Below are 21,502 nucleotides of genomic sequence, written 5' to 3' on the forward strand. Positions count from 1 at the left end.
GACGTTAAGAACGCTGAATTTGTTTGTGAATATGCCTTTGTAATTGTTTTAACATCACTCTTCTTGTTAAGAGTCCTTCAAAATACCCTTGCGGACTCATCACACACACGAATGGGTGATCTACAAGCAGATTAAGCGCATACTGAAATTGATCTTCCTTTTTCAATGAAGGCAGATCTGACCGCATGACATCTTTCACTTTTTTTTCGTTTAACCTGCTAAATTCTATTTCTTCAAGTCCGAGCATTGAATCAGTGATCATCTGCACACTGATTAAGCCTTTCAGATGGTAAGTTGCGTCCAGAACGGGAATGGAGGAATAACCGCTTTTTGTTAATACGAGTAGCGCGTGTTCGGCAGTATTCATTTCCTGAACGTGGGCAATTTTTTCAGAAGGTATAATATATTGACTGATAGGTGTTTCCAGAAATTCTTTATGTTCTGTTGTTAACATTAGTCAAACCCCTTTTACAAAATCTCTCTATATTAATCATAACATAATAGAAGAATACTCCTCCACTTTAGAAAAAGCTATGTTAAAATTGGCTGTTGATTTCCGCTTCAGGCGGACACGCACGGACGGCAGTGAGCCTTTTCGTGCTTCGCACTGCGGGGTCTCACCTAACCGTCTTTTCATGCTGAAGTCGCCGCCTTACGCTTCAATCACAGCTGTGCTAAAACAACATTGTACTTTAACAAAAGGCTTAAAAAAAACGCAAAAAAAAACCGGTTACACCGGTTTTTTTATTAAGCCTGATTATTATTTTCTTCCTGAAGCAGTTCATAGATCTCAATTGCAGTCATATCAATGTTGTCAAAAGGATATTTTTGCGGTTTTTGATCTTTATCGTACACTTCAAGCTCGAACGTGTCGTTTGTGCCAAAATATTTCACCTGGCATACTCTTATACCGTTCAATTCGAAAAAGCGGGAAGGAACATCACCTGACTGATCCTGCTCCTGCAAAGTTTTAAGTCTTTGAATAATACCCATAAGTTGAGACATGCGGTATTCTCCCTTCTTGTTTGTTAATCATTTCATTATAACATTCGATCGGGAAAGGCAGATAGTATTGAATCGATTTAATGAAATCTCCTTCATCACATTTCCCTGATTCGGCCGTAACAAAACAAAGAATACTATAACACACAATATCAACTCTGAACAATGCAATTTGAAGTTCACAGGCAGCTGCTTGCAAATCCTTTGACACAGCTCTTTATTTAAGCGAAACTGTTAGCAGATTTAAAATCGCTAAAAGGAAGTGAGCAGCGTGCAAAAAGTTATTTTGTACACACAGCCTCAGTGCCCCCCATGTGAAGTTGTTAAACGTTTTTTTAAAGCTAACCACATACAGTTCAGTGAAGTAAATATTAAAGAAGACCTGACATCTCAGCAATACATGATAAAAACGCTGGAGTCATATTCAACCCCAACGGTATTGATAGACGATCGTGAAATAGTCAGAGGCTTTAACCTGGAAGCACTGGCTGAAAAGCTGAATATTTCATGTGATTAAACCGGCCTGCGCCGGTTTTTTCAATTTGAATAAACGATTCATTCCAGACTGTTTAAAGCATATAAAATAAAACAATACTTACTCCGGCTATACCTGCCAGACTATAAATAATGATAACTGGGTTAAAAAGCACCGGATGGTTCTTTACTGTCTCTGATACCTCATCCTTTTCATCTTTTTTATGCCCTGCCTGTAAGGTAACTGCAAGTCCAATCCCGCATATCATTACAACCGCTATCAGCGTGATCACTACTGTCATACAAACGCCACCTTTTAGTTCTCTTTTAATATAAGATGGTCATAAACAGCAGTGATTATGCGCTGAAGGTGTTAAATGCTGTACGATCAATAGAGATTCAGATTAAACCGAAGATCTGAACATTCGTTTAGAAAGCTCTGCTAAAGTTGGCAGTTAATCTCCGCTTCAGCAGCTGTGCATTAAAAACTATAAACTTCAACAAAGCTTTTTAGAACGGAAAAGCATTCAGCCACTGGCCACCGTCCATTGTCACACATTCACCATTCATATAAGTTGCCTCATCGGACAGCATGTATGCAGCAAGTCCCGCAATTTCTTCAGGCTTACCGAGTCTTTTCATCGGAACACTCTGAAGCGTTCGTTTTGCAGCTTCTTCAGATTCCCAGAGCTTATCTGCCCCACCTGTTCTTTCAATCGGTCCCGGCGCAATTGCGTTCGCTCTGATTCCGTACTTATGTCCCCATTCAACTGCGATTGTTCTGGTTAACGATAGTACACCCGCTTTAGCAGCTGCTGAATGCGCAACGCCAGCACCAGCATTCCAGGCATATGTAGCGACCATATTGATGATAACCCCTTTAACCTTATGTTCGATCCAATAGTCACCAACAGCTTTCGTACAGTTAAATGTACCATTCAGAACGATATCAATCACTGATCGCCATGCATTCGCAGACATCTTTTCCACAGGACAAATAAAGTTTCCTGCGGCATTATTAATCAGTCCATCTACAGTACCAAACTGCTTAACGGCGGCTTCAACCATTTTTACGGCCATTTCAGGCTCACGTACGTCCATTTGAAAAACAGATACATTCCCTGAAGTGCCGATTTCTTCAACAGCTGCTTTCAATTTCGCTTCATCTCGCCCTGTTATTAAAACTGAGTTCCCATCATCAGCCAGCCTCTTCGCCATATATTTCCCCATACCATTTGAACCGCCTGTCACAATATACACTTTTCCCATCTGAATCCCTCCAATGTAATGAATGATTATTCATTCATTATACTACTAAATGTTTTCAACATTCAATTTTTTCCTAAAGAAATATTCTGATATCCAGCAAAAATAAAAACCGATCCAGCCTGAAGGCCAGATCAGCTTATTGATGGTTATCCTGATGAATTGAGCTTTTTTGGTGAAGTTTCGCAATTGCACGTACTATGGTTTTTTTCTTATTGAATCCTGTGGCAGCTACATGCTCACCATTTAGTTCTGCATATACTGTTCCTTTAGTATGGTTTTCATTGAAACCTTCTATATAAGCCGTAATCACACCTGTATTAACTGGAATACGAAGAATATTCAGTGTCAGTCCTTTTTTCAATTAAAAAAGCTCCTTTAGTAAAATACTTAAATTCTGCACAACAGCTTTACAGTATACTACTATAAGGAGAATGTCAATCTGGTTTTCACCCAATATTAAGCAGTTTCTTTTCCATTTCGCGGGAAGGAAGCGGCTTGCTGAAAAAATATCCCTGGCCTTTTTGACAGTGTTCTTTTCTTAAAAAAGAAACCTGAGCCAGTTCTTCCACACCTTCCGCCACTACTTCAAGACCAAGACTGTGAGCGAGATGTATGATTGTTTTTGTAATGGCTGCGTCTTTACACTCCGACTGAATTTCTCTTACAAACGACTGATCAATCTTCAGAATATCGATTGGAAAAAGCCTCAGGTAGTTTAATGATGAGTATCCGGTTCCAAAATCATCGACAGAGATTTTCACTCCTATTTTCTTTAACTTTTTTAACATATTGAGCGTAGTGTTCATATTGCTCATTGCACTTTCAGTAATCTCAATTTCTAATAGACTTGCGTCGACTCCATATTTTTCAAGTGCACTTGACACGACTCGATCGAAGTCTGGCTGTGAAAATTGCTTTGGGGAGATATTAACAGCGACTCTTATATTGCCGATTCCCTGCAATGCCCACCTCTGAAGCTGAAGGCATGCCTGATCAATTACCCAGGCACCGATTGGATGGATGAGACCATTTTCTTCAGCAATTGATATAAATTCAGAAGGTGGAACAGACCCAAATTTTCTATTGTTCCACCTAAGCAGTGCCTCAATACTTGTAATCGTCCCATTATTCAGGTCAACCTGAGGCTGATAGTGCAGACTTAATTCATCAAGCTCAATCGCTCTGCGCAGATGTGTTTCCATAATCATTTTATCAGGGAATGCCTGATTCATTTGATTATGATAAAAACCGTATCCAGTAATACCTGCTTTTTTCACCGTATGTAACGCCTGAGCTGCATGATTGATTAATACGTCACTGTGAATCCCATCTGCTGGAAAAACACTGATGCCTATACTTGCTGAAACGAAGTATTCCTGATGATTAATTTCAAAAGGCTGTTGAAAAATAGTGAGAATTTCCTCAGCAAAGCCCTTTAATGCACTATGAGAAGTATGTTTCAGCAAAAATACAAATTCGTCTGCATTTAATCTGTAAAGGGTATCATCTTCCTGTACGAGAGATCTTAACCGACCTGCAACTTTCTTAAGGAGCTCATCACCTGCATTGAAACCGAGAGTCTTGTTGAGCTTTTTAAAATTATCAAGATCAAGACATAAAACAGCATGTGTGTCTTTCGTCAGTTCAGATAATTCATCAATGTGATCATTCAATGCCTGTCGATTATAAAGACCTGTCAGACTGTCATGAAGATACAGAAAGTTTATTTTCTCTTTTGTTTCTTTCTCACTTGTTGCATCTCTTACGATTAGATATACACCCTGTGAACGGCCATTCGCAATAATCGGAACAAATTTCGTATGAACCACAATGGCAGCACCTTCTGCAGTCGTTGCGGGAACAAAGTGAAATTCATGCGGTCCTTCTTTCAAGGCTTTTTCTATACCAACTGTCATGTTAAATGAAGATCCTCCGGAAAACAGGTCTGTGATCTTCTGACCGATCATTTTTTCTTCTGAGACAGAAAAAGTTTTCGTTGCTGCCTGATTTACAGACCTAATAATCCCCTGGTCAGATAACGTCAAAACCGCATCAAGGTTATGATGAATAATTGACTGGTATTGCTGCTGAAGATGTTCAAGTTTAATTTTCTCATTTTCCTGATCAGTTACATCGCGGACTACTGCAACAACGTAGTGAGAATTAGTAAGCTGATCAGAAATCGGTGTCAGGTTTGTTTCAAAATGCTTAATCCCATGATCAGTATTGACTGAATCACGGTAACGCAGATGTTCGTAATCAGCTTTGGTATTCCTGTACCTGTCAACCAGCCTGAAACCATCTTTGCCCATAACTTCCGGCAACGTTTTACCTAGCACTTCCTCTGTACTTTTTCTGATTAAATGAAGTGCAGCCTGATTCGTGTATCTGTATGTGAATTCATCTGCCACTTCCTCCATAATAAATACTGCATCTGTAATGTGTTTGGTAATGATGACAGTCAACACATCAAGTATTTCATTAGAAAAGACATGTCCATCTTCAATTGATCGTAATCGTGGGGTATCCATAGGTCCATCCTTCCAATAGTCGATCGAGCTGATTTAATCATTCCAAACTTTGATTTTTATGTCAATCACTTTATGAAACTTTCGAATCATGCACATATGGTTATTTATACTTATCACTCTTCTCCCTCAGTAATTCTATATGCCTCCATCAGACATTGGTTTTGAGCATGTACTTCGGGTTTTCCATCTTTTTGAGCATATGAATAAACTCCATATTGATCCTGAACTCTAGACTTCATATTATCTGCAAGCTGCAGGTCCAGAAACTTTTTAATTCTTTTCTTATGAAAAATTTCTGTTATGGGAAAAAGAAGTTCAATACGTTTATCCATATTTCTGGTCATCATATCAGCTGAAGAAAGCATGCACTTTTCTTCACCATTCTGATAAAAATAATAAATCCTGCTGTGCTCAAGAAACCTGCCAACAATACTTCTTACATGGATATTCTCGCTAACCCCTTCAATCCCGGGACGAAGACAGCATATCCCTCGAATAATCAAGTCGATTTTCACACCTGCAGCGGACGCTTCATAAAGCTTCATAATCAAAGGTTTATCCGTAAGAGAATTCATTTTAGCGATAATATGCCCATTTTTATGTTTTTTATGATGCGAAATCTCCTTATCAATCAAATCAATAAATGCATCGCGAATTGAAAACGGCGCGACAATTAAATGATGATAAGAAGGCTTTTCTGTGTATCCACTCAAATAATTAAAGAAGTTAGTCGCATCCGTACCAAATTTTCTTTTCGTTGTGATCATGCCCATATCTGTATAAACTTTTGCAGTCTGGTCGTTGTAATTTCCTGTGCCAAGATGTACAAATCGTTCAATTTTTTGATCTTTTTTGCGTACCACCAGCGTAATTTTACTGTGAGTTTTTAAAAAGGTCATACCATATATCACATGACATCCTGCCATTTCCAGTTCTTTTGCCCACTGAACATTATTTTCTTCGTCAAATCTGGCTTTTAACTCCACCAGTACGGTTACCTGTTTACCATTTTCAGCAGCTTTCTTAAGGGCACTGATTATAGGAGATCCACCGCTGACACGATATAATGTCTGCTTGATCGCTAAAACATCGGGATCTTCTGCCGCCTCATCTACAAAATCTACAATCGGGTTAAAAGATTCGTAAGGATGATGAAAAAACAAATCCTGCTTTAATGCTTTATCAAAAAGATTTTCTCCAGGCTGTAAATCCCCCGGCGGTTGAGGAATAAAGGACTCAAATATTAAATGATCTTTATCTTTAGAGCATGTTTTTATAAATCCAAACAAAAAAGTGAGATCAAGCGGGCCGTGAATTGAATAGATATCATTCTCTTCTATTTCTAATTCTTCTGTTAATATAGGTAACAGCTTATTTTGCGAATCTGAATGTCCTATTTCCAGTCTGACAGCCGCTCCCCACTTCCTCTTTTTCAATTCTTTTTCAATTTCCAGCAGGAGGTCACGGGCACCTTCTTCATGAATCGTTAAATCTGCATTTCTAGTAATTCTGAAAAGTAAGTCTGAAGTGACCGTATACCCAACAAAAAGTTTTTGAAGAAAATGATTAATGACATCTTCAAGTAAAACAAACTGATAACCCGTTACAGACGGTAGTCTGATATAGCGTGGTAATACAGACGGCACTTGCACAATGGCTATCTTTTTTTCCTTCTGCTGATTCGAAAGTTCCACAATCATATTTAAACTTTTATTCAACAGAATAGGAAATGGACGATATGCATCTACTGCAAGAGGAGTCAGTACCGGAAACACCTGCTCTTTAAAAAACTGATCAATAAAAGTAAACTGCCTGGAAGATAAATCTTCCATTTGCTTAAAAGTAATATCTTCTTCCTTCAGTTCTTTCTCTAGAGAAGACAGGGTCTGGTATTGCTGCTTCACCAGGCGATGTGTGTGCTCAGAAATCGCACTGAGCTGTTGTTTTGGAGTCATGCCGGCTTTATTCTCAGGTTTAGTAAAATGAGCTTTCACCTGATCCTTCAATCCTGCTACACGAACCATAAAAAATTCATCAAGATTTGAACTGAAGATTGAAAGGAATCTGAGACGTTCCAGTAGCGGATTCGCAAAATCAAAAGACTCCTCTAGCACTCTCTGGTTGAATCCGAGCCAACTCAGTTCCCGATTGTTAAAATATTCGGGGTTACTAAATTTTTTATGTGATTGTCTCATTCATATCTCTCCTATACTTTCTGTTTTATAGGTATGAAATTAAGTACAATAGATTTTTTCAGCGCTTTTTCCAGGTGTTTTTTCTGTTTGCCAGCCTGGTATTCTTCAGCCAATGTACGCCCTTCAGCGTAAAGGCTCATATGCAGTTCATTATCTTTTTTTCTCATTTCAATTTGACTGATCAGGTTTCTTTTCGAGCCGTTTAAGCTGTATGCAAGTTTGATTAATGCACCAATCATCCTGATTTCCTGTATCTCTTCATTACTGAACCAATCGTTAAAAGGCTCCAGGAATTGATAAAACATTGATTTACTTTTAAAAGATGCGGCGAGCGCGAGCGCAATACGGTCTTTGTGAAGCACACCATCAATTGAACGGTTTGCAATGATATAAAACGTATGTTGACTGCTCGAATCTGAATCAATGTATTCACCAAGATAATATAAAAAGGCTCCTCTTTTAAGTAGCTGTAAGGCTCTCTCCGTCTCTTCAATTTCTCCCAGCGCCCCCAGATGGGAATAAATTTCGGTGGACAGTGCAATCATCTGTTCAGCTTCTGATTTTTCAATTGCATAATCAAATGCGAGTTCTTTCATGCTTTCGAGAAAGACTTTTTCCTTATCCAGTGGTGCAGCGTATTTTTTCATTAATTCTTTGAAAACAATGCCGTCTCTCAGGCCTTTCCTGCTGAACATAAATCCATCTGCATTCACAATTTCATACAGTTCGTTAAATACCTGAGAAGTCGGCGCAATAATATCAATTCGGTCGCTGGAAAGACCATCAAGCTTTTCAAGTTCTTCCTTTGTCATGTGCACAAGCTGATTGTTCACTTCCTGAATATCTTCTTCTGACATCCAGTATTGATGTACACCTGCAATTGGATAATTTTTTGATTGCTGATGAATCTGTGCAATATTTCTTGCACTTCCCCCGATGCCAACAATCGGTACCTTTTTATTTGGAAGCCAACCAAGTGACAAAAACGATTCCCTTATAAAATTGATCAGTTTTTTTCTCTCATTTTTAGTGAGTTGATCCCCTTCCATGAAGTCATTTTTCAATGATACAGCTCCGAAAGGAAAACTGTGAGAGTGCAGGAGCTGCTTATGTTCATAATAAGTTAATTCAGTACTTCCTCCTCCAATATCAATCGTAACCGCTGACATCACCGGTGTTGAATGAACAACTGCCAGGTAACCGAAATACGCCTCTTCTTCTTCAGACAGTATTTTAATACTGACCCCTGTCTTCACCTTCATTTCCTTTACAATCTCTATGCTGTTCTCAGCCTGTCGGACTGCAGCAGTGGCAGCTGCTCTAATATCTTTAATTTCATGAAATGCGATAATCTCATTAAAAGCCAAAAGCGCTTCTTCAAGAATTTGTGCGCCTTCCTCAGTAAGCATATTATTTTGATCCAGATACATCTTTAAACGGGCAACAGTTTTAATGTTCTCAATTTCTTTCATCCCTTTTTCAGGGTCGTATTCATAAATTACTAATCTGATCGTATTTGATCCTATATCGATCACAGCAGTTTTATTTTTCAACCTACATCACGCTCCAGCTTTAAATTTCAAAGAACTTACGGTATACTTGTCCAAATCCCAAAAAAAGGTGAGTGACATAATGAGTGATCCCTCAGAACTTTCATCAGAGAAAATTGCACAGGCGATATTCACTGTGAATAAACATGCAAAAACCGCTCCGGATTCCAAATTCCTGTATCAGATAAAAAAAGCTGCAATTGATCAGATGCTAAAAGAAGGAAAAGCCAAAAAAGTAGGTCTCCAATATTCCAGAAATCCCGGATTAAGCCAGCAACGTTCAGATTTACTGGTAGAATGCGCAAACTATATGTTTCACATCCCTCCGCAAAAGAATGACTTCAAAGAACTTCCGCATCTTGGTAAGCTTTCAGACAATGTACGAAATCCAAAAACCAGAATGAATCTCAGAGAAGCAAAATCAATTCTGCAGACTTATACAGGATTAAAAGCAGAAACCAGTTCTGCACAAAAAACTTATCAGCGGCCAGTCTTCAAGCGTCTCGGTGAATAGCCAATACTTATTACTTCCCTCAACCACATGTACAGAAAACCGGAGCAGTTAAATTATACAACTGCTCCGGTTTTCTATTATCTCAACGACATACATTTATTATCAATGTACATCATCTTAATCTTTTATGAAGGCTATGTTAAAGACTTATATGACGACAGGTACAGGTGAAAAGAAGATCAACCGCAAGCTTGATTGGGGATTGATCAAAGAATTAATCGATCTATGGCGTTTATCAGTTGATTAATCTCAGGTTTACTGATCTGATCGTCAGCACCTACTTTGTTTCCTTTGTGTTTCAGGTCATTTGTAATCAGTGATGAAAAAATGACTACCGGCAGCTTTTTAAGGCTTTCGTGCTCTTTAATTCTTCTTGTTAAATGATGTCCATCCATCTGAGGCATTTCAATATCTGTAATAACAAGCTGTACATGTTCTTCAATCAACTTACCGCCAGCAGTTAATGACTCTAAATATTGTAGAGCATCCTGTCCATTCTCAAAAAATTCCGCATGGTCATAGCCCGCTTCTTTTAGTGTATCTGCAAGTAATTGCCTTAGAAGAGGAGAATCCTCAGCTACTACCAGCTTTTTCACTGAACGTTCTCTTTCGCCCAATTTTTTAACCATGCCGACATTGATACCCGATTCAGGATTAATCTCAAGAATGATACTTTCAAAATCCAACAGCAGCAGCATTTCATCATTTCTTTTAATGACACCAATTACTTTCGTATCAGTGCTTTGATACATATCAGAAGGTTTTTCGATCTGATCCCATGAAACTCTATGAATCATAGAAACATTGTCAACATGAAAAACAACTTTCTGCTGATTGAATTCTGAAACGATATATTTTTCCTGAGCGTTCTTTTCAACCGGTTGACTGCCTAAGACCTGTCTCATATCGATTACCGGCAGCACTTCACCTCTCAGCTGAATAATTCCTTTTATGTACTGATGAGCATGCGGAATCGGGATAACAGCTGCAGGCTGTATAATCTCTTTTACCTTTATTACATTAATTCCATATTTACTGCCATTTACTTCGAACTCAACAATTTCAAGCTCGTTTGTTCCACTTTCCAGCAAAATTCCATTCTGATCTGCCATATCTTTCTCTCCTTAATATTCGAATTCAACATTCATTCATCATTTGCCGGCTAAAGCAGCCTTAGCAAATCGAATCATATTTGCACACATCTTTTGTTTAGACATTATCTTGATCAAACAAAAAAACTTCCTTCACCCTATATATCGGGCAAAGGAAGTTGTTATTGAGTGTGTAATTATTTTTCTTCTGTTCCAAGTACTCTATTCAGACGCTTACGCAGCATTTTCATCCCGCTGCCGCCAGCCTGAAAGTGGCGAAGTTGTCCTTCGTGATCAAAAACATAATACGCAGGTACGTACTGATTTTCAAATGCTTCAGTCAATTTGTGTTCACTATCCACGAAAACTGGCTGTGTAATATCATGGTCCTTCGCAACCTGTTCGATGACCTGCATATCAAGATCATCCTCTGAACGAGGCATATGAACAGCCATAACATTTAACTGGCCTTTATATTCATCCCGCAGCTCGTTAATATCAGGCATCGCTTCTTTACATAAGTGGCAGCTTACTGACCAGAAATGAATGAGTGTTGGTTTCTCTCCAACCAAATCTTCTCTGCTAACTTCACCGTTTAACCATTTAACCGCACCATCAAGCTCCGGCATAGGTGCTCTCAGTTTCATTTGAATTCCTCCTGACGTCTTTCTGAACCTAAGTTATAAAAGATCGAACTAATCTTTTTTGAAATGATTTTAAAAAAACACAATTCCCATTATAAAAATGTCGTCTCCCTCAGTCAAGCTTTATAACTCGTATCAGGCTGTTTGACTTTAATTAGCAACAGCATTCCGATCACTGCCATCACAATCAGCGATGAGAGTGCAATTCGACTGGCAAGTTCCCCGTACTCTCTCAAGTTCAATGTGATCGTACCGTAAACAGCAGGTCCTATGATCGAAGATACTTTCCCCGAAAACGCAAACAAACCAAAAAACTGGCCTCTTTTTTCATGTGGTGTTAAATCAATAATTAATGTTCTTGATGTTACCCACATTGATCCAAGTGCTATGCCGATTAATGCGCCAGCGATCCAGAACATCCATTGTGCTGTTGCCAGTGCTGCAACCGTTAATGCGATAATTAAAATGATGGATACCAGCAAAACACCAATTTTCGCACCTGTTTTTTTCGTAATATACCCGAATATAAATGAACCTATAACTGCAAATACAGTTGAGCCTAAATATAAGATAATAAATTGACCGCTTGAAAAACCTACAACAGCCGTTGCATAGATCGCCATGATCGCAATGGTAGTCGCAATTGCATCATTTAAAAAGAAGTAAGAAAGCATGAATGTAAATGTATTTTTATATGACTTCATCTCTTTAAAGGTCGCATAAATTTCTTTATAGCCTGTCAGGAAATGTTCCTTTTTTACTTTTTTTGCAGGTGTATCTTTTAAGAAGAAGAATAATGGCAAAGAAAAAAGCAGATACATAACAGCTGTTGGAATAAATGCCTGCTCAGGATTTCCCTCCTGAACAAATAGGTATACGGTCAAACCGACGATCGTTCCCAAATAACCAACTGCCACACCAAACCCTGAAATGAGCGGTATTTCTTCTTTCGTCCCAAGATCACCAAGCATTGTGTCATAGAAAACAAGACTGCTGTTAAAAAAGAATTTCGCTGCTACAAATGCAAGAATAACAAAAAACAAATTAATCGGCAGGTTAAACCATTCTCCAGCCATTTCAGTTTGTGCAAAAATTCCCATCAGAAATGTGCCTATAATTGAAAAAAGTGCGAGCCAAACGATATATTTCTTTTTTTGGCCGGTACGATCTATCCAAACACCGTACAGAGGTGAAAATATAACCAAAAGAAAACTTGCAAATGCATTTGCATAAGATATAAATGTACTGGCAACCTGCTCCATTTCCGCACTGCCGCCAATTTGAGCGTCCAGATAAAAAGGAAAAAATACTGTATTGATATTAGATGAAAAAATCGTATTAGCAAAATCATAGAGTGCCCACGATAAGATCGGCAAAGTGAAAAACAGCTTCATACCGCTTCTAGGTGTTTGTTCAGACCTGTTCATTTCCATCCCCCCTCTTCTTTCCTACACATTTCCATAAACGCCGATAAAAACCCTTTATTACGATTTTAATTTGATGTAAATGTTCTTCAAATTCTCAAAGTCCAACCATAGTTTTTAACAGCATTAAGCAGTTTCCGGAATTCTTTGATAAAAAAATACAGGTCACTCTATAAGAATGACCTGTAAGTTATTACAGTATAAATTAACGTTTAAATATTCGTTTTCTTTTCTTCTTTTTAGACTTTGAAAATTGCAGCCAGCCGATTTTACGGAAAATCATAAACATGACGGTTGCAATAAACAGCATTACACCAAGAAGAACAAAATAACCATACTGGAATTCAAGTTCAGGTATGTATACAAAGTTCATTCCGTATAAACCTGCTAAAAAAGACAGCGGCATGAATATAGTAGTGATGACAGTTAATGTCATCATAATATTATTCATTTTATCTGAGCTGACTGAAATATAATTATCACGAATATCTGAAGAAAATTCACGGTAGGATTCCAGCATTTCCGTCAACTTAATGACATGGTCATAAACATCCGAGAAATAGAGCTGCTGATCTTTTGTCAAAGCAACATTTGTGCCATTTAGCAGCCTGTATAGTAAATCTCTTGTCGGCACCAGCGATCTCCTGAGTTTCTGCATGTCATGCCTGACATCGAAGAGACCATCCATCAGGTCACGTGAAGAATTTTCATCTGTTTTTTCTTCAATTCTGTTCAGGACATCCTCAATTCCATAAACAGATGGGAAGTAATCATCTACTGTAACATCTAATATTGAATGAAGCAGACCAACAGGACTCTGCTCTCCTGATAACGCATTTCCAGATAATTGTCTGTCCCAGATGTCATCTATCAAACTTAACTGATCATAGTGCCACGTAACAATCAATTTCTCATTTACAAAAACATCAATTTCTTCAGCTTCATATGTATCTTTCGTCAGATGATGTAAAACGAGAAATATATACTGTTGATAGCTATCAAATTTGGGGCGCTGATAGCCTTTTTCAACACAATCTTCAATTGCCAGCGGATGAAATGAAAATGTCCTACTTAATTCTTTCCCTTCACGCTCAGTAGGTTTTGAAAAGTCCACCCACATCCAATGGAGCTTTGCTTTTCTTGCATCCTTAATTGTTTCATATTGGTTTAGAGTCCCACCAATTGTCATCCCCATTACTCGGATCATCTATGTCACCTCCTGCTGCTTTCATAATGGTTATTTAACCTTAATCGATCACATTTAACCTTTATTGACTTCACAAATTTCATCAACAGTAAATTTTATTGTACAATAGCAGTTATAAATGTAATTTAAAAGGACGTGAAGATGATGTTTAACGCTGCGGTAAAAGATATTGAAATCTCCGGAATCAGAAAATTTTTTAATAAAATTCAGCATATTGACGGAATGATCTCGCTTACGATTGGACAGCCTGATTTCCCTACTCCTACTCATATTAAAGCAGCCGCCAAAAAGGCAATAGACCAAAATCACACAAACTATACACATAATGCAGGTATTCCAGATCTAAGAATTGCAATTTCACAGTATATGGAACAGAAATATAACCTTTATTATCAGGCTGATAGTGAAATCATCGTTACAAGCGGTGCTTCACAGGCTATCGATACTGCTCTTAGAACTGTTCTTTCTATTGGACAGGAAGTGATTTTACCTGCTCCAGTCTACCCCGGTTATACACCTGTTATCAAACAGTGCGGGGCAATACCGGTTTTTGTAGACACCACTGAGAATGAATTCAAACTGACAGCCGAAATGATTGAACCCCATATAACAGATCAGACAGTATGTCTTATACTTCCTTATCCTTCTAATCCTACTGGTGTCAGCCTGACTGAAGCAGAATTAAAGGATATTGCAGAGCTCTCCGAAAAATATAACCTAATCATTATTGCTGACGAAATATACAGTGAGCTTACTTATGATGAGAAACATACATCAATGGGTACTCTTGCAAGGGAACGAACAATCACGATAAATGGACTCTCAAAATCGCATTCAATGACCGGATGGCGCATAGGTGTTTTAATGGCTCCATCACATATTGCCGAACAATGTTTAAAAGTTCACCAATATACCGTGTCCTGCGCATCCTCTATCTCTCAATATGCTGCTCTCGCAGCGTATACAGCCGGTATAAATGATGCGGAACCAATGAAAAAAGAGTATAGAAGAAGAAGAGCTTTTACTGAAAAAAAATTATTAGAACTTGGATTTGATGTAGTAAAACCGGATGGAGCTTTTTATTTCTTTGCAGGTATCCCCTCAGGAGCTGCAAGCTCAGAACAATTTGCTATTGAGCTCGCTGAACAGGCCAAAGTTGGTGTTGTGCCCGGCACAGCATTCGGACCTGAAGGTGAAGGCTATATCCGGGTTTCCTATGCATGCTCAGAACAGCAATTGACTGAAGCTTTCAAACGAATGGAACAATACTTAACATAAGCAAAGAAGGACCTTACCAGCCAATAGTGTAATTTTTTAACACATGACAAATGTTTTAAACAAAATAAATGAAAAGTCCGGAACTAAATTCCGGACTTTTCATTTCAAATCTGATCTTCATATACTTTAAACAACGCCTGCGTTCCTTTATCGGATAATCCGATATCGCTTGCCTGTTCATATGACTTTAAGGCAAGCTCAAGTCCCGGAAGTGACAACCCCATTTTTTTTGACTCATCAAGTGCGATTTTAAGATCTTTAATAAAATGATGAATATAAAAGCCAGGTTCATAGTCTTCATTTAATACCCGTGGCGCCAAATGACTAAGACTCCAGCTACCTGCAGCTCCCTGAGAAATACTTGCAAGTACCTTTTCAGGATTAAGACCGGCTTTTATTGCATATGTCAATGCTTCGCAGACGCCTGTCATCGTTGATCCAATGACAATCTGGTTGCTCATTTTCGTATGCTGTCCACTACCCGCTTTGCCATGGTAAACAATATTCGAACCAAACTCCTTTAATACTGGTAAGATTTCATTAAAAATACTTTCTTCACCACCTGCCATAATAGACAAGATCCCATTTTTCGCTCCCAGGTCCCCACCTGATACCGGTGCATCAATCATATGAATACCTTTGGATTTACCTATATCAAATAATTGTTTTGCCAGTTCAGGTTTTGAAGTTGTTAAATCTACACAAATCGTTCCTTCTGCAGCAGTTTTAAAAATGCCCTCTTCACCTGAATATACTTCATTAACATCCTCAGGATAACCAACCATTGTGAAAATAATATCGCATTGAGCTGCTAATGCCGAAGGGGAGCCTTCCCATATTGCTCCATTTTGGATTAATTCCTCAGCTTTCTGCTTAGTACGTGTGTAAATATGTAGTGTGTGTTTTTTTTTCAGGCGAGTCACGATAGAAGCGCCCATTACGCCAGTGCCAATAAAGCCGATATTCAACTTAATCACTCCTTTAATATGATTGTGACTTACTTTTCGAAAATTGCAAATGTTAGAATCTGTTGATAAGATTGTCAAAAAGGAGGTTTATATGAAAAAGAAATTATTTGTTTTCAAAAATGATAAAAGATATGAAGTTTCAATACGCAATTATAACAAAGAGGATTTTAATGATTTAATTGCACTTCAGCGTAAAGCATTTCCTCCACCATTTCCTGATGATCTTCTTTGGAATGAAGAACAGCTGACTTCACATATTACACGTTTTCCGGAAGGTGCGCTGTGTATCCAGGTTGATGGGAAAACTGCCGGTTCAATAACTGCTTTAAGGACGACATATGCGAATGAAAAACATACGTGGGAACAGATCACCTCAGACGGGTATATAACTAATCATGTTCCCGATGGAGATGTTCTATATATTGTTGATATTTGTGTGGATCCTGAATTCAGAGGTTTGGGACTTGGTAAAGAATTGATGAGAGCTATGTATGAAACTGTTATTTATCTTGGGATAACAAAACTTGCCGGGGGAAGCAGAATGCCCGGATATAAAAATCTGCAGGATAAACTCACTGTGGAGCAGTATTATGAAAAAATACTTTATGGTGAGCTCTCCGATCCGGTGGTCACCTTTTTATTAAAGGCAGGAAGAGTGCCGGAACGTTTGATGAAGAATTACTTAGAAGATGAGGAATCAGGAGACTGCGCTGTCTTAATGACTTGGCATAACCCGTTTTTAACATAAAAAAGAACCGGATTATGGGGGGAATCCGGTTCAAAAAAGGGAAATCAGAATGAAAAAGTATGCTTGTACTACTAATATACTTCCCCCATGTTCATTCATTTAATCCCGCTTTTATTAACATTTATGTTACAAGTTTATTTCTTTTTTTACAGCTTCGATTACTTCTTCATTCGTTGAAAGTGTTAATACGTGCTCAGCTAAGGTTTTCATTTTATCATCTGAAAGCTGCTTAATTTGAGTACGTGCCGGAAGAATAGAGGTTGCGCTCATAGAGAATTCATCTAGTCCAAGTCCAAGCAGGATTGGAATCGCAATTTCATCCCCAGCCATTTCTCCACACATACCAGTCCACTTACCTTCTTTATGAGAAGCATCAATGACCATCTTAATCAGGCGAAGGATCGCCGGATTATAAGGCTGGTAAAGATAAGAAACTCTTTCGTTCATGCGGTCAGCTGCCATTGTATATTGAATTAGATCATTGGTACCGATACTGAAGAAGTCTACTTCTTTAGCAAACTGGTCAGCCATTACAGCAGTTGATGGAATCTCCACCATAATACCAATTTCAATTGAATCAGAAACTTCAATGCCTTCATGAGCCAATTCGTCTTTTACTTTAAGAAGGAGTGATTTAGCCTCTCTGAATTCCCCAAGAGTTGAAATCATCGGGAACATGATCTTTAAGTTTCCATATGAACTTGCACGCAGAAGCGCACGCAGTTGTGTACGGAAAAGATCTGTCTGCTCCAGGCAAAGTCTAATTGCACGGAAACCAAGGAAAGGATTCATCTCCTCAGGCAGGTTAAGATAAGGAAGTTCTTTGTCTCCGCCGATATCAAGTGTTCGGACAACTACCGGCTTGTCCTTCATACCTTCCAGTACTGCTTTATAAGATTCAAACTGCTCATCCTCAGAAGGAAGCTCAGTCCGTCCCATGTAAAGAAATTCAGTGCGGTAAAGCCCAATTCCTTCGCCGCCATTGTTGGCTACCCCTTCAAGATCTTTAGGTGTACCAATATTAGCAGCAAGCTCTACGTGTCTGCCTTCAGCAGTAACTGTTTTTTCATCAACAAGCTTAGCCCATTCTGCTTTTTGATCAGCAAAACCTGCAGCTTCTTCTTCATACTTACGGATCATATCATCTGAAGGGTTAATATGAACTTCTCCATTCAGCCCGTCGACAATGATTATATCACCGTTTTCAATTGTTTCTGTTGCTTCTTTCGTACCTACAACCGCCGGAATCTCCATAGAGCGTGCCATAATGGCCGAGTGGGACGTACGCCCACCGATATTTGTTGTAAATCCTTTAACAAATTCACGATTGAGCTGTGCCGTATCAGAAGGCGTTAAATCCTCAGCTATAACGACCACTTCTTCTGAAATCATGCTTGGGTTTAATACTTTTACACCAAGCAGATGCGAAAGTACCCGTTTGGTTACGTCACGGATATCTGCAGCACGTTCTTTCATGTATTCGTTATCCATTTGTTCGAACATTGTCACAAACATATCGGCTGTTTCTTTAAGTGCCGCTTCTGCATTAACCTGTTCCTGATTAATTTTCTCTTCAATTGGTGACACTAGCTCGGGATCACTCAATACAAGAAGATGCGCTTCAAAAATTGCAGCTTTATCCTCACCAAGTTCAACCTTGGCACGGTCACGTATCACTTCAAGCTCATTTTTAGAAGTCTGCAAAGCTTCCTGGAAGCGCTGTACTTCCTGACCCGCATCCTCAACTTTCGTCTGTTCGAATGAAAGATCAGGCTCTACTAGACGGTAAGCTTTTGCAATCGCGATTCCGCTTGATGCCGCAATTCCTTTTAATACTGAAGACATTCTTACGCCAGACCTTCAGATTTAAGTGTTTCTTCGAGACTTGCCAGCGCTTCCTCTTCGTCGCTTCCATCTGCAAAAATTGTGATTTCAGCATCTTTACCTACACCAAGAGACATAACACCCATGATTGATTTAAGGTTTACTTTCTTCCCTTTATACTCAAGCTGGATATCAGAATCGAATTTGCTTGCGTTTTGTACAAGAATTGTAGCCGGACGAGCGTGAATCCCAGTTTCTGCTGTTACTGTAAAAGTTTTCTGTGTCATGATATATCTTCTCCTTTTCTACACTTGTATTTACAACATCACCTTAATAAGTTATCGAATTCAGACGTTGCCGTCAACAAAAATTGTTTCACTTATAGGTAATGAAATTAAACTAGCTCTTTAAATCATAAGAATAGCATGACACCAGCATAAGCACAATAAATTTGCTGAACTTATCTTCTTTTGAAAGCTACATTGATTTCATTCTTTTATCGAATACCTTAACAAATTGTTCAAATGCGTTTAATTCATCTTCAGAAATGTTTTCATTTGCATATCGCACTTTTTCATAGATACCAGCATAATAAGCGGCATTTTCAAAACCTAATCTAGAAAACCATTCTCTTACTGTCTCAGATTTGAATCTGTGAGCTTCATTTAGTTGTGCCTTTTGTTCAATTTTTAATATTTCTTTTCGGACTTTGTGATTTGGAATCCTGATTTTTTCCGGTTCAGTTTTTTTAAATTTCTTCCTTTCTATTGTGACAGTATCATCGTGGTTCGTTTCTTTCATCGTTGATTGACTGAATTTACTAAAAATAATTTTAGACAGCATGACAATGATGACAATGCCAACGACTAACACAATCAATTCTAAAGTCTCTATTTTAACAGTTTCTTCTATATCCGTTCTTTCAAAAGGATTCGTCTCATTCATATTTTCAACTGATGATGACTCAGACTCAAAAGCCTCTTCATCAACCTGTGGAAGACTGATATCCAGTCCAGTTAGTAACAGAAGATAGATGATGCCATAATTGACCTGATTCGCTATCAGCATAATGATCCTTCTTAAAGGTTCAGCAAGGAAATAAATTAAAATGAATGAAGCACTGAAAAGCATCGTCCATTTAACAAAAAGCAAATTCGCTTTTTTACCCGAGTAACTGCTGAAGAATGGCCCAGAACTGTAAAGTAAAAAACCAAGAATTAAATACACGATTAAAATTTCCGACGGGTAAACGCCATAAGTTAACTGGAAGATGAACATGGACATAAACACAAGAAAAAATGCGATTAATTGACCTGTTGTCATTTGAGTTAAATCTTTGTTTTGTGTCCTTGCTTGTAATCTCCACAGGAAGAAAATGAATAATACACCTATTAATATAATTGGACAATTACCGGCTGCAGCCGAGATCAATGTCAGAATAAATAAAGCGGTGATCAACCCTTTTTTGGATGATTCACTTTTCAAAAACAGCACAAGCACTGCGAGCGTTAACCCAAATATCATAGCAACGTAGTGTATAGGAAAAATTCCGTTTGATGCATATGCTGTAAATACTAATAGAGGAAATAAGGAGTCAAATATTAATGATATTGATACCCTTATTGAATGCCTGTCTGTTGATTCCACCTGACCGCACCTCCCCCATTCTCACTGACGACCCATACTCTTCCTTTCAATAGTGTCAGGTTGACAGACGGTTGCAGACTCCCAATGTAAATCGTGTCTGTAACACGAACCTGCATTAATGAAATTTGGTTTATCATCGCATTCACTGGAAGTGTCACATCTCCAATTGAAAGGATGCTGAGTATTTCAAGGCATTTTCTACTATGGCTTATCCCTCTGTCTGGCGCAATGTAGTAAAAATTCGGTGATTCTTTTGTTCTGATGTTTACACATAGTCCGATCACTCTGTTATTGCGATGTGCCTCTGTAATCATAAAAGCAGCCTGTTTAATCAGATTTTCGAAGTGAATATTTTTTGAGTGGCCATAGGCTACATTTAAGATAACCATTGATTTCTCTTCAATAACAGGTTCATAAATATTTGTCTGAAGCTGGCCGGTTTTTGCGTAAGCAGACCAATTAATACGCTGCATTGTATCTCCGGATCTATATTCCCTCGTACCGGATGGCATTGTCAGATCTTCGTAAAGTGAATAAGGTGCCAGTTCACCTCCTGGAAGTTGAGAAGGAGATACGGTTGAGAACTTCACTCGTTCAATTTCCGGATAAATACGCTTTTCCTGCTTAAAATGACCTTTATATTGCAGAATTTTATATCCGTGACCAAATAGATGTGGAACAATCAACTGGCAGGATACCATCTTTAATTTTCCCCTTCTCACTGCTTTAAAAGGAATGTTAATCTGAACCTCTTCATATCTGTCCATTGACAAACTGCCGGTCCATTGAATCGTATGACCAACTTTGCTTGAAGGTTCATTCAAAAAATCTGCCTGATCAGTAAAAGTCAACGTTAAATCTACATTTCTAATAGGGTATCGACCATTTTGAAAAACAATCGTCCAGATTGAATCATCGTTTACATTTAGCCTTTCCGGTGGATCTTCCTGAAGAAATTTCAGGTCAGAACCAGCATATTCGCTATAATGTAAGTGAAGTTTGATATAAATCAGAATTAAAACACAAGCAGCTGATACTGCAAACTGACTGCCAAGGAAAAAAAACAATCCACTGAGAAAACTTATTACACCAAGTGCATTGATGTTCCTGTTAGCAGACTTCACTTCCAGCCACAT

The 21,502-nt window shown here is 38.4% G+C and carries 21 protein-coding genes; 4 read left to right on the top strand and 17 right to left on the bottom strand.

Translation table 11 applies throughout. The annotated features are described in order from the left end of the window. Positions 1 to 4: 4 nt before the first annotated feature. Together cbpB and E2626_RS12625 are read right to left on the bottom strand one after the other, a co-directional pair. The gene (cbpB, locus tag E2626_RS12620) at positions 5 to 454 is read right to left on the bottom strand and encodes a cyclic-di-AMP-binding protein CbpB (RefSeq protein WP_134382129.1); all 450 of its coding nucleotides are present in this window, start codon (positions 452 to 454) and stop codon (positions 5 to 7) included. 293 nt (positions 455 to 747) lie between these two features. Further along, the gene (locus tag E2626_RS12625; RefSeq protein ID WP_134382130.1) at positions 748 to 1,005 is read right to left on the bottom strand and encodes a YkuJ family protein; all 258 of its coding nucleotides are present in this window, start codon (positions 1,003 to 1,005) and stop codon (positions 748 to 750) included. A gap of 268 nt (positions 1,006 to 1,273) precedes the next feature. On the opposite strand from E2626_RS12625, the gene E2626_RS12630 reads away from it, so the two are divergent. Further along, positions 1,274 to 1,519, top strand: coding sequence for a glutaredoxin domain-containing protein (locus E2626_RS12630; protein ID WP_134382131.1), 246 nt, complete (start codon positions 1,274 to 1,276; stop codon positions 1,517 to 1,519). 52 nt (positions 1,520 to 1,571) lie between these two features. On the opposite strand, the gene E2626_RS12635 is transcribed toward E2626_RS12630, so the two are convergent. The 6 genes from E2626_RS12635 to E2626_RS12660 form a co-directional block, all read right to left on the bottom strand. Then, positions 1,572 to 1,778 (bottom strand): hypothetical protein, encoded by a 207-nt coding sequence (locus E2626_RS12635; RefSeq protein ID WP_134382132.1) that lies wholly within the window; start codon positions 1,776 to 1,778, stop codon positions 1,572 to 1,574. A 208-nt stretch (positions 1,779 to 1,986) separates the two neighbouring features. Beyond that, complete coding sequence (gene fadH / locus E2626_RS12640) at positions 1,987 to 2,745, bottom strand: 2,4-dienoyl-CoA reductase (protein ID WP_134382133.1); 759 nt, start codon at positions 2,743 to 2,745, stop codon at positions 1,987 to 1,989. Positions 2,746 to 2,881: 136 nt separating this feature from the next. After that, positions 2,882 to 3,106, bottom strand: a complete 225-nt coding sequence (locus E2626_RS12645) for a hypothetical protein (protein ID WP_134382134.1) — start codon at positions 3,104 to 3,106, stop codon at positions 2,882 to 2,884. Positions 3,107 to 3,191: 85 nt separating this feature from the next. After that, the gene (locus E2626_RS12650; RefSeq protein WP_134382135.1) at positions 3,192 to 5,276 is read right to left on the bottom strand and encodes a sensor domain-containing protein; all 2,085 of its coding nucleotides are present in this window, start codon (positions 5,274 to 5,276) and stop codon (positions 3,192 to 3,194) included. 113 nt (positions 5,277 to 5,389) lie between these two features. Beyond that, positions 5,390 to 7,471, bottom strand: coding sequence for an RNA degradosome polyphosphate kinase (locus E2626_RS12655; protein WP_134382136.1), 2,082 nt, complete (start codon positions 7,469 to 7,471; stop codon positions 5,390 to 5,392). Positions 7,472 to 7,482: 11 nt separating this feature from the next. Next, complete coding sequence (locus tag E2626_RS12660; RefSeq protein ID WP_134382137.1) at positions 7,483 to 9,024, bottom strand: Ppx/GppA family phosphatase; 1,542 nt, start codon at positions 9,022 to 9,024, stop codon at positions 7,483 to 7,485. Positions 9,025 to 9,103: 79 nt separating this feature from the next. On the opposite strand from E2626_RS12660, the gene E2626_RS12665 reads away from it, so the two are divergent. After that, the gene (locus E2626_RS12665) at positions 9,104 to 9,535 is read left to right on the top strand and encodes a YkyB family protein (protein WP_134382138.1); all 432 of its coding nucleotides are present in this window, start codon (positions 9,104 to 9,106) and stop codon (positions 9,533 to 9,535) included. A 206-nt stretch (positions 9,536 to 9,741) separates the two neighbouring features. On the opposite strand, the gene E2626_RS12670 is transcribed toward E2626_RS12665, so the two are convergent. The 4 genes from E2626_RS12670 to corA form a co-directional block, all read right to left on the bottom strand. Beyond that, positions 9,742 to 10,647 carry a chemotaxis protein gene (locus E2626_RS12670; RefSeq protein ID WP_134382139.1) on the bottom strand — a complete coding sequence of 302 codons (906 nt, stop codon included), beginning with the start codon at positions 10,645 to 10,647 and terminating at the stop codon, positions 9,742 to 9,744. 176 nt (positions 10,648 to 10,823) lie between these two features. Then, a complete protein-coding gene (locus tag E2626_RS12675; protein ID WP_134382140.1) occupies positions 10,824 to 11,273 on the bottom strand; it encodes a TlpA family protein disulfide reductase in 450 nt (149 codons plus the stop codon). Positions 11,274 to 11,386: 113 nt separating this feature from the next. Then, the gene (locus E2626_RS12680) at positions 11,387 to 12,703 is read right to left on the bottom strand and encodes an MFS transporter (protein ID WP_134382141.1); all 1,317 of its coding nucleotides are present in this window, start codon (positions 12,701 to 12,703) and stop codon (positions 11,387 to 11,389) included. A gap of 196 nt (positions 12,704 to 12,899) precedes the next feature. Then, positions 12,900 to 13,901 (bottom strand): magnesium/cobalt transporter CorA, encoded by a 1,002-nt coding sequence (gene corA / locus E2626_RS12685; RefSeq protein ID WP_134382142.1) that lies wholly within the window; start codon positions 13,899 to 13,901, stop codon positions 12,900 to 12,902. Positions 13,902 to 14,045: 144 nt separating this feature from the next. Here corA and E2626_RS12690 point away from each other — a divergent pair, with 144 nt between their 5' ends. Continuing rightward, the gene (locus E2626_RS12690) at positions 14,046 to 15,179 is read left to right on the top strand and encodes an aminotransferase class I/II-fold pyridoxal phosphate-dependent enzyme (RefSeq protein WP_341785743.1); all 1,134 of its coding nucleotides are present in this window, start codon (positions 14,046 to 14,048) and stop codon (positions 15,177 to 15,179) included. A gap of 104 nt (positions 15,180 to 15,283) precedes the next feature. Here the strand turns inward: E2626_RS12690 and E2626_RS12695 are convergent, their stop codons facing one another. Beyond that, entirely contained in the window at positions 15,284 to 16,156 is an 873-nt protein-coding gene (locus E2626_RS12695; RefSeq protein WP_208528149.1) for an NAD(P)-dependent oxidoreductase, read from the bottom strand. Positions 16,157 to 16,238: 82 nt separating this feature from the next. Here E2626_RS12695 and E2626_RS12700 point away from each other — a divergent pair, with 82 nt between their 5' ends. Then, positions 16,239 to 16,895: a GNAT family N-acetyltransferase gene (locus tag E2626_RS12700; protein ID WP_134382145.1), complete on the top strand. Its 657-nt coding sequence runs from the start codon at positions 16,239 to 16,241 to the stop codon at positions 16,893 to 16,895. A gap of 126 nt (positions 16,896 to 17,021) precedes the next feature. Here the strand turns inward: E2626_RS12700 and ptsP are convergent, their stop codons facing one another. The 4 genes from ptsP to E2626_RS12720 all read right to left on the bottom strand — a co-directional run bounded on the left by ptsP (position 17,022) and on the right by E2626_RS12720 (position 21,502). Then, positions 17,022 to 18,740: a phosphoenolpyruvate--protein phosphotransferase gene (gene ptsP, locus E2626_RS12705; RefSeq protein ID WP_134382146.1), complete on the bottom strand. Its 1,719-nt coding sequence runs from the start codon at positions 18,738 to 18,740 to the stop codon at positions 17,022 to 17,024. 2 nt (positions 18,741 to 18,742) lie between these two features. After that, a complete protein-coding gene (locus tag E2626_RS12710) occupies positions 18,743 to 19,006 on the bottom strand; it encodes a phosphocarrier protein HPr (RefSeq protein ID WP_134382147.1) in 264 nt (87 codons plus the stop codon). Between the two features lie 190 nt (positions 19,007 to 19,196). Further along, positions 19,197 to 20,366 (bottom strand): MFS transporter, encoded by a 1,170-nt coding sequence (locus E2626_RS12715; RefSeq protein WP_166786820.1) that lies wholly within the window; start codon positions 20,364 to 20,366, stop codon positions 19,197 to 19,199. Further along, the gene (locus E2626_RS12720) at positions 20,339 to 21,502 is read right to left on the bottom strand and encodes a DUF58 domain-containing protein (RefSeq protein ID WP_134382149.1); all 1,164 of its coding nucleotides are present in this window, start codon (positions 21,500 to 21,502) and stop codon (positions 20,339 to 20,341) included. The genes E2626_RS12715 and E2626_RS12720 overlap by 28 nt, the downstream gene beginning before the upstream one ends.

The organism is Jeotgalibacillus salarius (assembly GCF_004405125.1).
Lineage (GTDB): Bacteria > Bacillota > Bacilli > Bacillales > Jeotgalibacillaceae > Jeotgalibacillus > Jeotgalibacillus salarius.